Origin of the sequence: Corynebacterium sp., assembly GCF_030535495.1 — a bacterium.
Classification (GTDB): Bacteria; Actinomycetota; Actinomycetes; order Mycobacteriales; family Mycobacteriaceae; genus Corynebacterium.
Genome location: NZ_JAUNRW010000072.1, coordinates 1 through 11453 on the forward strand (window position 1 = coordinate 1; position 11453 = coordinate 11453).

The window sequence follows — 11453 nt, forward strand, 5'->3', positions numbered from 1 at the left end:
CGAGGTTGGTGTCTCCGCCTTTCTCCCAGCTGTCGAGGTGGTGGGCCTGGCACTGGTCAGCCGGGGTGGTACATCCCGGGTTCGGGCACACAATGGTCTCTGCGGCGAGGAGGACGCGTTGTTTCCAGGTGGCGAAGCGCTGCTCCCGGTAGAGGTCGATGCCACCGGTGACGCGGTCGTAGATCCCGACCAGGCCTTGGGTGGCCATCTCCTGCTCGACGAGTTCCTTGCCGGTGATGGTGGTGCCGTTGGTCAGGGCGAAGACGGTGTCGTCGTCGTCTTGGCGCAGGACTGTCGCGTAGTCGGGTAGTGCCATGACGACCATCGGGGTCGGGGCCTGCGGGCCGGACCCTGTTCCCCGGGTGGTGAGGTGCTGGTAGGCGGCATCGGCCATGGCCTGCTCCCACCCGAGCTTCGGGTCAGCATCGCGTAGCGGTTTCGCGGTGGCCAGGAGTGCGGCGATGACATCAGCCATCTGGCGCTCGGGCAGGGTCACCGTGATGGTGCGCAGGCCCAGCGGGTCGGTGTTCTTGCCGCCCCGGAGGGCTCGTTTGCCGTAGGCCTTGTTCGCGGCGTCCTCGACGCTGCGGTTGTGCTCGCGGACCCGGGCAGACGCGAGCCTGGCGATCTCGTTGACGGTGCCACGCAGCTCGCACAGTTCGACGCGGAGTTCCTCCTCAGTGACCGCAGCACCCTTGAGCAGTCCGCGGAGGTTCTTCTCGATGACCGCCACCGCATCCAACGACAACGGCGCCGCATTCGACCGGGCCGCAGCCTGCAACTTGCGATACCTGGTGGGCCCGAAGTAGACGTGGGCGAGCTTCTCCCACAGTCGACCATCCCGGTACCCCAACGCGTCGAGCTGAGCGCGCGTCAGATCACCGGAGTGCACGTCCTCCAGGATCGTCATGCCGCGCAGCGCGGCGAGCATCTCAGCTACCTTCATGCCCCGGACGATAAACCGGCGATCACGCGGGCGTCGATAAGCAAGCAAGCCGTCTTGTGGATAACTTGGTGGATCCTCAACGAACTGTGGACAACCTAGCCGATCTTCCACGTGTGCACGGGCTCGTCGGTAGCCTGGTTCGCCAGGTAGCGGCGCAGCATTTCGGCCAGGGCGGTGCGGCGCTCGGGGGAATCCGGGGTGGATCCCGACGGCGTGAGCGACTTGAGGGTGCGCAGCTGCCACATGGCGCCGTTCTGGCGGGTGCGGGCGCGTTCGCCGATGATGCCGAGGTAGTGGCTCACCAGGTCCTCGTCGACGTCGAGGGAACGCAGCCCTTCGCGTGCCTGGTCGAGGAGGTGGTCGGTGATGAGGGTGGCGACGTCGATACGCCCCAGGGTCGGCCAGTCGAGGCGGGCGAACATGCCGGCGCGCGCCCCGTAGAAGAAGTTCTGCTCCGCTTTCTCGAAGGGCAGGCGGGACCAGACGGGACGGGTCTCCGACGACAGGTACTTGACCAGGCCGTAGTAGAACGCGGCATCGGCGACGATGTCGGTGACGGTCGGCCCGGCGGGCAGGATGCGGTTCTCCACACGCAGGTGGGCGCGCTGCTTGCCCGGGGCGTAGATGGGGCGGTTCCAGCGCCACACGGTGCCGTTGTGCAGGTTGAGGTGGTGGAGGGTGGGGGACTGCCCCTCGATGATGGGCTCGCCGGCTTCGTGACGGTCCTCGGGCAGCAGCGGGGAGAAGTAGCGGACGTTCTCCTCGAAGAGGTCGAAGACGGAGGTGATCCACCGTTCGCCGAACCAGACGCGCGGGCGGACGCCCTGCGCCACCAATTCCGGGGTGCGGGTGTCGATGGCCTGCTGGAACACCGGGATCCTAGACTCGTGCCACAGCTTGCGGCCGAGGAAGAGCGGGGAGTTGGCGGCCAGGGCCACCTGCACCGACGCCATCGCCTGGGCGGCATTCCAGGCGTGGGTGAAACGGGCGGGCGGCACCTGCAGGTGCAGCTGCATGGAGGTGCACGTCGACTCGGGTGAAATGTCCTCGAAGTCCTTGCGGCACTCCTCGTCGTTGGACAGGTCGATGTGGACGAGTTCACCGCGGCTCTGCATGATGGCGTTGTTGAGTCCGCGGTAGCGGTTCTCCGGGACCATCCAGGCCGGGTCGGCGAGGAATTCGGGGGTGACGGTGGGCAGGGTGCCGATCATCGCCACCTGCGCGCCGACGCTCGCGGCAGCCGCGCGCACGGTGTCCAGTCGGGAGGTGATGCCCTCGTGCAACTGTCGCAGCCCGTCCCCGGCCACGGACAGTGGCGGGTGGTTCATCTCGACGTTGTACATGCCGATTTCGGACTGGTACTCGTCGCTGAGCTGCTCGAGGACCTCGGGTGCCAGGCGGGCGGGCTGCATGTCCTCATCGACGAGGTTGAGCTCCAGTTCCAGCCCGATGGTCCCGCGGTTGCCGAACTCCGCCTTCTGCAGGTGGCGGTCAAACACCTCGAGATCGCTGTTGAGCTGCTGGCGGTAACGCGTGCGCTGCTGCGGGGTGTAGGTGTCTGTCGATACGGCTTCGCCCATAAATAGACACATTAGCGCCCGCCTGCGGTCGGCGGGCGCTAATGCTGTACGTCTAGCGCTTCGCGCGGTACCAACGCACCAGGGCGTCGGTCGAGGAGTCGCCGGAGTCGACCTCCTCCTCGCCGGACACGGCGGCGGCGAGCTGGTTGGCCTGCTGCTTGCCCAGCTCCACGCCCCACTGATCGAAGGAGTTGATGTCCCAGATGACACCCTGGACGAAGGTGATGTGCTCATAGAGGGCGATGAGCGCACCGAGGACGGCCGGGGTGAGCTCCTCGGCGAGAATCGTCGTCGAGGGGCGGTTGCCCGGCATGACCTTGTGGTCGACCAGCTCGGCCGGCACACCCTCGGCGGCGATCTCCTCGGCGTTCTTGCCGAAGGCCAGCACCTTCGACTGGGCGAAGAGGTTGCCCATGAGCAGATCGTGCATGGAGCCTTCTCCGGTGGCGGTGGGCAGGTCGTTCTTCGGGCGTGCGAAGCCGATGAAGTCGGCCGGGACGACGCGGGTGCCCTGGTGCATGAGCTGGTAGAAGGCGTGCTGGCCGTTGGTGCCCGGCTCGCCCCAGTAGATCTCGCCGGTGGCGTAGTCGACCGCGGTGCCGTCGTGGCGCACGGACTTGCCGTTGGACTCCATGGTCAGCTGCTGCAGGTAGGCGGCGAAACGGGCCAGGTCCTGGGAGTAGGGGAGGACGGCGTGGGTCTCGAACTCGTGGAAGTTGACGTACCAGATACCCAGCAGCGCCATGAGGACGGGGACGTTCTTCTCGAAGGGGGTGGCGCGGAAGTGCTCGTCCATGGCATGGAAACCCTCGAGGAAGCGCATGAAGTCCATGGGGCCGATGACGGCCATGAGCGACAGGCCGATGGCGGAGTCGACGGAGTAACGTCCGCCGACCCAGTCCCAGAAGCCGAACATGTTCGCGGTGTCGATGCCGAACTCGGCGACCTTCTCCGCGTTGGTGGACACCGCGACGAAGTGCTTCGCGACGGCCGCCTCATCCCCGCCGAACGCCTCCAACAGCCAGCGCTTCGCGGCGTGGGCGTTGGCCAGGGTCTCCTGGGTGGTGAAGGTCTTCGAGGCGATGATGAACAGGGTCGACTCGGGGTCGAGCTCATCGAGGGTGGCGGACATGTCGGCCGGGTCGACGTTGGAGACGAACTCGGCGGTGATACCCGCGGTGGCGTAGGAGCGCAGCGCCTGCGCGGCCATGGCCGGGCCCAGGTCGGAGCCGCCGATACCGATGTTGACGACCTTCTTGATCGTGCGGCCGGTGTGCCCGAGCCAGGTGCCCGCGCGCAGCGAGGAGGCGAAGTCGCGCATGCGGCCGAGCACCTCGTGGACGTCGGCGGCGATGTCCTGGCCGTCGACGGAGAGATCCTTCTCGACGGGCAGGCGCAGTGCCGTGTGCAGGACAGCGCGGTCTTCGGTGTTGTTGATGTGCTCGCCGCCGAACATGGCCTCGATGGCCTCGGTGAGCTGCGCCTCCTTGGCAAGGGCGACGAGGGCGTCGAGGATGGCGTCGTCAAGCAGGTTCTTGGACAGGTCGACGTGGAGGCCGGCCGCATCGAGGGTGAGCTTCTCCGCGCGCTGCGGATCCGCGGCGAACAGCTCCCGCAGGGTCTGACCCTGGGTGCGCTCGAACTCGGACTCCAGGTGGCGCCATTCGGCGGAGGTGGTGATGTCGGCCATGTCGGGGGCTCCTTCGTGCGGGGAAACTGGCAACACCTCCGAATGTAGTGAACTGAGCACACTTGTGCCGGAGAAGCAGGCACAATGGGCGCCATGAGCATCGTGAAAATCAACGCCATCACTGTCCCCGAGGGCGCGGGCGCCCAGCTGGAGGAGCGCTTCGCCGCGCGGAAGAACGCCGTCGACTCCGCCCCCGGCTTCGAGGGCTTCCAGCTCCTACGCCCCGTGGCCGGTGACAACCGATACTTCGTGGTCACCCGCTGGGCCGATGAGGAGTCCTACGTCGCCTGGCGCGACGGGGATGCCCGCGCTGCCCACGGTGGGGACCGCAAGCCCGTGGCCACGGGTGCTGAGCTGCTGGAATTCGAGGTCGTCCTCGACTCAACGGAGAAGTAGCTGCCGCCTCTCCGCGGGTGGCTTCTAGTTTCCGATGACCGAGCTGACCGGCAACCCGTCCTGGCGGTGACCACTTTCGGCGGCCTTTCTTGTCCGGCGGCCCGAAGGGATCGGGCCTGGGTTGGGAGGGCGGCGTCGAGGGCATCCATGAGTATCTGGAGGCGAAGTTCCTCTCGTTGCAGTTGCAGTTCTGGGAACGGTCCCGAGAATTGTCGGGACCGTTCCCAGTTGTTCGTTTCGTGTTTTAGCTGAGTTCAGCTTTCGGTGCGAGATTGAAGGAGTTCACCTTCGGTACGCACGGAAAGCGATACTCTCATGTTCCCCACCATCCTCACCCGGAAGCTGACTGCGGTCGGCGCGGCCCTGTCCTGCAGCATCGTTCTCGTGGCATGCGGCTCCTCCGATCCCTCGGAAACCGCCGATCAGTCATCGGATGGCAAGTTCGTCGTTTACTCCCCGCAGGGTGACGGCACCCGCGGCGACTTCATGACGACCCGCGCCAAGGAAGAACTCGGCGTAGACGTCCAGTTCGTCACCGGCGGTGGCGGTGATCTCACCAGCCGTATCAAGCAGGAAAAGCACAACTCACAGGCCGATCTCGTACTCGGAGTCGGCGAAGCCCAGCTGGCGGAACTTGACGCCGAGGGTCTCTTCGAGCCCTACACCCCAGAATGGGCCGACAAGATTCCCTCCGAGTTCGCGCGCGAAGACGCCGGGTACACCTTGTTCTCTCAAACTCCGGTGGTAATGGCCTACAACCCAGAGGTCATGAGCGAGAGTGAAGCCCCCTCGCGTTGGGAGGATCTGGCTAAGCCGGAGTACAAGGACAAGTTCGTACTTCCCTCGGTCACCGGACAGACCGGACAGGCCTTTATGGTCGGTGTCCTTTGGCGTTACGCCGACCCGGTCACCGGAGAAGTCAGCGACGAAGGGTGGGAGACCCTCGAAGGCATCATGTCGAACAGCCTGCAGCTTGCGCAGGGTGAGAAATTCGACTGGAACCGAGTGGTCAGCGGAGAGGTTCCGATCCACGTCAGCTGGCTTGGTGGCATCCAGGTCGCAGCCGAAGACTTCGGAATCACAATGGAACCCATCGACGCAGAAGGTGGGTCCCCGTTCGTCAACACCGGTGTCGGGGTCATCAAGGGTGGTGACACCGGGCAGGCCCAGGAGTTCATCGACTGGTTCGGCTCCGCCCAGCTGCAGACCGAGTTCGTCAACGAGACGAATAACGACACCCCTCTCAATGAGGATGCTCTGAAGAACTTGCCGGAACAGCGTGCCTCCATCGAGTCGGTCACTCCGCAGGAGATCGACTGGGCTGTAGTTTCTGAGAACTTGACTGAATGGATGCAGCGCGTGCAGCTGCAGGTCATCTGAGTAGGCCTTCTGTGATCACGCTTGAAGACGTCACCATTTCCTACGGTGACAAGGACATCATCAAAGACCTCAGCCTGGAGATCGGGGAAGGGGAGTTCCTCACCCTCCTCGGCGCCTCGGGCTCGGGCAAGTCGACTCTGTTGCGCGCTATCGCCGGGTTCGTGCCCGTACGAAGTGGTCGCATCTTGATTGATGGGAGAGACGTCACCAATGTCTCTGCGGAGAAGCGCAACCTCGGCTTTGTCTTTCAGAGTTACGCGTTGTTTCCGCACTTGACGGTCGAAAAGAACATCGCCTTCGGACTCGCGGCGAGAAACGAGAAGAAGTCGAATGTGGGTCCCAAGATTGACTCGATTCTGGAGACCACCGGACTGTCAGAGTTTCGGCACAAAATCCCCGCGGACCTTTCGGGTGGTCAGCAGCAGCGGGTGGCGATCGCCCGAGTGCTCGTCACCGAGCCTTCGGTCATCCTCATGGATGAACCCCTGTCGAATCTCGACGCGACTCTCCGTGCACAGTTGCGCAGTGAAATTCGCCGCATCCACCTGGAACACGGGGTGACCACTGTCTACGTCACCCATGACCAGGAAGAGGCATTGGCCATGTCCGACCGCGTCGCACTGCTGCGAAACGGACAATTCCTTCAGCATGACACCCCGCACGGGATCTACCACCATCCGGCCAGCCCGGAGGTCTGCCAGTTCATCGGCCTCGCCACCGAGCTCACCCCGGCCGCTGCCACATCTTTTGGCGTAGGCGACAAACGGGTATTCCTGCGTCCGGAGAGAATCCGGCTAAACGAAGAAGGAGAACATCAGGCAGTAGGGATCATCGAATCCCGGGAGTTCACGGGCATGATCACCGAGTACCTGGTGCGTGTCGCTGACTGCCTGGTCAAGGTGGTCGCCGCCTCCAGCCCTGAGGAAACCCTGTCGGACGGGGCAGGCGTGCTGCTGTCGTTCCGGCACGAGCACATGATCGGATTTGAATGATGAGCGCCCCGGTACAGATGGGCAGTGCTGTATTCCCCGAGGCACAGGCGACGCGGAGGGTGGGATTTCAAGCTTCCCCGACGACGATCTTGGCGGCATGTGCCGTGGCCGGTGTGGTCTACTTCTGCATAGCTTTCCTGGTGGTTCCCAACGTGGCGGTCCTTGGGGAGATCATCAACCCGGATAAGGGGACTTTCGCAGAAACCGTCAGCGATCTGTGGCAGTCCGAGCGGGTCCGACGCGGTGTGGTCAATTCCTTTATCGTGGCGGTCCTGTCAGTCATCACCGTCAACGTCGTGGGTTGTGCACAGGCTTTCCTCCTCGATGGCCTGGCCATCAAGGGACGCAACCTTCTTATCGCCTGTTACGCCCTGCCGCTGGTGTTTGGCGGTGTCTCTGCCGTCACCGGATACAGCATGGTGTACGGAAGGGAGGGCATACTGACGAGTTTCCTGCAGAGCATCTTCCCGGCTCTGCCAGACAACTGGTTTACGGGAATGTGGGCCGTGCTATTCGTGCACACCTTCACCATGACCGGCTACCATTTCCTTTTCCTGCGGCCGGCCCTGCGCCGCGTCGACTTCTCGGTGGTGGAGGCGGCACAGTCACTCGGGGTGAGCCCTCTGGTGGCCTTCGTCAAGGTTGTCATTCCAGCTCTGCGCCCCACCATCATTGCGGCGACATTGTTGGTGTTCATCGGCGGCGCGAGCTCCATGGCGGCGCCGATGATTCTGGGAGGCTCGGACTTCACCATGCTCACGCCGATCGTGCAGGCTTTGTCTGGAGCAGGTCGCTACGACATGGCTGCGGTGCTGGGCCTGTCACTGGCAGTGATCACCGGTGGCATTCTGGTGTGGGCCGTGCGCTCCGAAATGAAGCACCAGGCACATTCGGGCAGCAAATACTCCAAGCCTTTCCAGCGGTTGCAACTCAAGAACGGACCCCTCAATGTTGGCGCACATGTCGTGGCCTACTTCCTGGCTCTGATGAACCTGTTGCCCCTGCTCATGACGATCGTCATGTCCTTTACTCCGAACGTGCAGATCAGACGAGGCGAGGTTGGCACGGCCTTCACTTTCGAGCACTTTCAGTCCGTTTTCACCGATTCATCGGTCGGGCAACCGCTGATCAACTCGCTCATCATGTGTGCGATCGCGGTACCGGCGGCGATCGTCATCGGAACCTTCGTGGTGATTCTCTCCCATCGTTATCCCGGGGCTTTCACCGGGACTCTGCAGGGGTTCCTCTACATGCCCTATTTCCTGCCCGGCATCCTCATCGCGCTGGGTCTGCTCATCGCTTACGGAGAGCCGCACGTGCTCATCGGGTTCAACGTGCTCGTCGGTTCCTACTGGATTCTTCCGATCGCCTATGTGATCACGCAGCTGCCCACCATTCTGCGTTTTGTCGGGGCTTCTCTTGCGGGCGTGGACCCTTCCTACGATGAAGCCGGCCGATCACTCGGGGCCGGGCCGCTCTACCGGCTCGCGAGAATCACGCTGCCGATGCTCCTTCCCGTCATATTCCAAGTTGCTGCGATCGGATTCAACGGGGTGTTCGACGATTACGTACTCGCGGTCATGTTGTACAACCTCAACAACCGTCCGCTCGGTGTCACTCTAGCCACCATGGCGATGACTCTGGATCCGGAAATCATCGGGGTCGCTACGGCGTTCGTGGTCATCAATACGGTGCTCACTCTCATGGTGATCTTGTTGGCGGATCGTATGGCCGAGCGAGCCTCGCGATTCCAGTCGAAGGAGGGCTGAGCTGATGCGCAACATCGACATCGTCGAGTCCTTCATTGAGGGGAAGCTTGGTCCCGACACATGCGAGGATGCCCTTTTCCTGGGGGAGCATTTTCTGGGAGTGTTCGATGGAATGTCGAGCCCTCTCGCCGGTGACGATCAACGTTCCGGTCGAGAATTCGCTCGGACTGCTGTCGCGGTCAGCCGTGCACTGGATCCAGACATCAGCGCGCGTGAGGCCATGAACGTCATCACTGAGGCGCTTCGGGAGCTGGGAGTGCGGCACGCTGGCCCATTCGGAGCTGTCGGAGCTATTTACTCGGTTGCCCGCCGGGAGGTTTGGCGGGTGGGCGACATCTCCGTGCGAATCAATGATGAAGAACATCCGGGGATCAAAGAAGTTGATACCGCGCTGGCGTACTACCGTGCGGCGTATAACGCTGCTCTGCTGGCAGCGGAACCCGGCACGGACATCGCTGGACAAGACCCGGGTCTCGTGGCTGCGACGCCTCTGCTGACGGTGCAGGGTTACCTGGCCAATCACATCGGGCCATTTGGTTACGGAGTGTTCAACGGGGCAGACATTCCCCCCGACTACATCGAAATTATCCCCGTGTCACCGGGAGACGAGGTCGTCCTGGCCACCGATGGATTTCTCAGTGCGGCTCCGACGCTGGCCGCCGCAGAAGAGGAGTTGCGTGCGGCTGAGAGGCGCGACCCGCTGGCCATCGCAGAAATGCAGTCCATGGCGAAGTGCCTCCGATCGGGGTACAACGCGCACGATGATCGCACTTACGTGCGGTTTCGTCTTAACTCGGAAAAGAAAGAGAAGTAACACCATGCGAATACTCACCTGGAACATCCTCTTCCGCGAGAGACAGGATCGTCTCCATACTCTCGCCGAGCACATTCGCCGCATTGATCCAGACGTCATTCTTCTACAAGAATCCTCACCGGAACACGCGCAGGAACTGGCCAGCATGCTGGGGCACGACCTGGCGATCGCGGCAGATGACCCGGCCGCTGACGTCGTGTCCTGCCCGGCTATCATCACCCGGCTCCCGTTCACCGATGCCCGCGAGCATCTTCTGGAGGCGACCCCGGAACGCCATTACTGGATGGTGGAGGTAATGATCGGCGGTGTCCGCGTGGCGTCCACGCACCTACAGCACACCCACGAGGCGGGGACGATGGCACTGGATGCGGATTACCGTGGCGTCGATAAGCGGGAGAAGGTGGAGAGCATCGGCGAGATTGAGATCCGCACCAGCGTGACCACCCGCCTGTCACAGCTCGACATCATCCGGGAGGTGGTTACCGACGGTACCCCCACGGTCTGCGGGGGCGACTTCAACTTTCCTCCGGACGGCATCGAGTATCGAACGATCATCGAGTGGGGATTGGTCGACGCGTGGCGTGCCGGCCCCCGCCTGAGTAACCGGAACACCATTTTGCAGTTTAATCCGCTGGTGTCCGGAGGCGCTCATGCCTATTCGCGGAGGGCTGAGCAGCAATTGCCGGGAAGTACTGGCCCGCTGGACTACAACCTGGACTACGTGTTCACTACCCCTGGCCTGAGGATCGAGGACAGCTGGACCGTGGGACGTCCGTTCCACGACGGTGCCTGGCCGAGCGATCATCTGGGAGTAGTTGCCGACGTGCATTAAACTCGGTTCCTATGACCAGCCGCCGACAGGTATCGATCGTTGATGTCGCTAATGCAGCGGGAGTGTCAAAGTCGACGGTCAGCCGAGTGCTCATGGAACAGACCGGGGTGTCGGATGCAGTTCGCGCGAAAGTGCGCGAGGCTGCAGACGAACTTGGTTATGTCAGGGACTTCCGGGCGCATTCACTCAAGCAAAAGAGCATCAATGTCGTCCCGATTCTCGTGCGCTCGGTACGCCTGTCCTTCTACGGTGAACTCGTCGCCGACATTCAGCACGAGCTGGAGCGCTTCGGCCTCCGGGCAGCGATCAACACTCAGGAGCCGTTCGCAGCGCCCGAGAGGGCATTGGAGAGGATGCTGGAATTTCGCCCCCAGGGCGTGATCGTGGCATCGGGACAGATACCCATTCCTCATCTGGAGAAAATGGTGGGGGACATTCCCGTGGTGCAGATTGGACGTAGTTCCGACTCCAAGGTGGTGAGTTCCTTCTCCGACGATAATTCCGGAACGTCATTTCTGGCCCGGGAGATCCGTCGGTTGGGGCACCGCCACGTGGCGTTGCTTTCCGCACCGCCGGGGCTTTCCGAGTCGCTACTCCAGCGCGGCATCGCCTACGAGGCGGCATTCGCAGCCGAAGGTATCGAGGTCACCCGAGTGCTTCTTGACGACGCCTACCACCCTGATTTCGATCACCTTCATCGTCTCCTTGATGCCGTCTCTGTCATCGTGTGCCCGAACGACCCTATTCTCATGGAGGTCTGGGAAACGCTGTCAGGGTGGGGACTGTCGGTCCCTCAGGATGTGTCGCTGACCGGATACGACGGTATCGGCCAGCTGTCGAGTCCGGTGCTGGGAATCACCACCTGGCGGCAGCCGCTGCACGAGATCGCCGTCGCCGCTACGGCTCACTTGGTGACACGGCTCTCTGACCCGTCAGCCGACGTGGAGCACCGCGAATTCCGGGGAAGCTACCTGCGGGGCCACACATTGGGCAGCATCACGCTGTAGGTTTCCGCCAGCGCAGTAGATAGCGGTAGTAGAGGCCGCGCCGGATA

Annotated in this window: 10 protein-coding genes; 7 read left to right on the top strand and 3 right to left on the bottom strand. The window is 62.9% G+C overall.

The annotated features are described in order from the left end of the window. From Q4F73_RS08925 to pgi, 3 genes are all read right to left on the bottom strand, one after another. On the bottom strand, positions 1 to 946 hold a 946-nt coding region (locus Q4F73_RS08925; protein WP_303359003.1), incomplete at its 3' end, for an HNH endonuclease signature motif containing protein. A gap of 95 nt (positions 947 to 1041) precedes the next feature. Next, the gene (locus Q4F73_RS08930) at positions 1042 to 2526 is read right to left on the bottom strand and encodes a glutamate-cysteine ligase family protein (RefSeq protein ID WP_303359004.1); all 1485 of its coding nucleotides are present in this window, start codon (positions 2524 to 2526) and stop codon (positions 1042 to 1044) included. Positions 2527 to 2578: 52 nt separating this feature from the next. After that, positions 2579 to 4216 (bottom strand): glucose-6-phosphate isomerase, encoded by a 1638-nt coding sequence (gene pgi, locus Q4F73_RS08935; RefSeq protein ID WP_303359005.1) that lies wholly within the window; start codon positions 4214 to 4216, stop codon positions 2579 to 2581. A 93-nt stretch (positions 4217 to 4309) separates the two neighbouring features. Between pgi and Q4F73_RS08940 the strand changes: the two genes are divergently transcribed. From Q4F73_RS08940 to Q4F73_RS08970, 7 genes are all read left to right on the top strand, one after another. Further along, entirely contained in the window at positions 4310 to 4612 is a 303-nt protein-coding gene (locus Q4F73_RS08940) for an antibiotic biosynthesis monooxygenase (RefSeq protein ID WP_303359006.1), read from the top strand. A gap of 315 nt (positions 4613 to 4927) precedes the next feature. Next, a complete protein-coding gene (locus Q4F73_RS08945; protein ID WP_303359007.1) occupies positions 4928 to 5992 on the top strand; it encodes an extracellular solute-binding protein in 1065 nt (354 codons plus the stop codon). 11 nt (positions 5993 to 6003) lie between these two features. After that, positions 6004 to 6984, top strand: a complete 981-nt coding sequence (locus tag Q4F73_RS08950; RefSeq protein WP_303359008.1) for an ABC transporter ATP-binding protein — start codon at positions 6004 to 6006, stop codon at positions 6982 to 6984. Continuing rightward, entirely contained in the window at positions 6984 to 8753 is a 1770-nt protein-coding gene (locus tag Q4F73_RS08955; RefSeq protein ID WP_303359009.1) for an iron ABC transporter permease, read from the top strand. Before Q4F73_RS08950 ends, Q4F73_RS08955 begins: the two co-directional genes overlap by 1 nt. 4 nt (positions 8754 to 8757) lie before the next feature. Beyond that, positions 8758 to 9567 carry a hypothetical protein gene (locus Q4F73_RS08960; RefSeq protein ID WP_303359010.1) on the top strand — a complete coding sequence of 270 codons (810 nt, stop codon included), beginning with the start codon at positions 8758 to 8760 and terminating at the stop codon, positions 9565 to 9567. 4 nt (positions 9568 to 9571) lie between these two features. After that, positions 9572 to 10399 (top strand): endonuclease/exonuclease/phosphatase family protein, encoded by an 828-nt coding sequence (locus Q4F73_RS08965; protein ID WP_303359011.1) that lies wholly within the window; start codon positions 9572 to 9574, stop codon positions 10397 to 10399. A gap of 11 nt (positions 10400 to 10410) precedes the next feature. Continuing rightward, on the top strand, positions 10411 to 11406 hold the full coding sequence (locus Q4F73_RS08970; protein WP_303359012.1) for a LacI family DNA-binding transcriptional regulator: 996 nt from the start codon (positions 10411 to 10413) through the stop codon (positions 11404 to 11406). The last annotated feature ends 47 nt before the right edge of the window (positions 11407 to 11453 follow it).

What these genes read in the sequence shown, in the direction of transcription:
- Q4F73_RS08970 (WP_303359012.1), top strand. Translation starts at nt 10,411, where the DNA reads ATGACCAGCCGCCGACAGGTATCGATCGTTGATGTCGCTAATGCAGCG.
- Q4F73_RS08930 (WP_303359004.1), bottom strand. Translation starts at nt 2,526, where the DNA reads ATGGGCGAAGCCGTATCGACAGACACCTACACCCCGCAGCAGCGCACG.
- Q4F73_RS08955 (WP_303359009.1), top strand. Translation starts at nt 6,984, where the DNA reads ATGAGCGCCCCGGTACAGATGGGCAGTGCTGTATTCCCCGAGGCACAG.
- Q4F73_RS08945 (WP_303359007.1), top strand. Translation starts at nt 4,928, where the DNA reads ATGTTCCCCACCATCCTCACCCGGAAGCTGACTGCGGTCGGCGCGGCC.
- Q4F73_RS08960 (WP_303359010.1), top strand. Translation starts at nt 8,758, where the DNA reads ATGCGCAACATCGACATCGTCGAGTCCTTCATTGAGGGGAAGCTTGGT.
- pgi (WP_303359005.1), bottom strand. Translation starts at nt 4,216, where the DNA reads ATGGCCGACATCACCACCTCCGCCGAATGGCGCCACCTGGAGTCCGAG.
- Q4F73_RS08965 (WP_303359011.1), top strand. Translation starts at nt 9,572, where the DNA reads ATGCGAATACTCACCTGGAACATCCTCTTCCGCGAGAGACAGGATCGT.
- Q4F73_RS08940 (WP_303359006.1), top strand. Translation starts at nt 4,310, where the DNA reads ATGAGCATCGTGAAAATCAACGCCATCACTGTCCCCGAGGGCGCGGGC.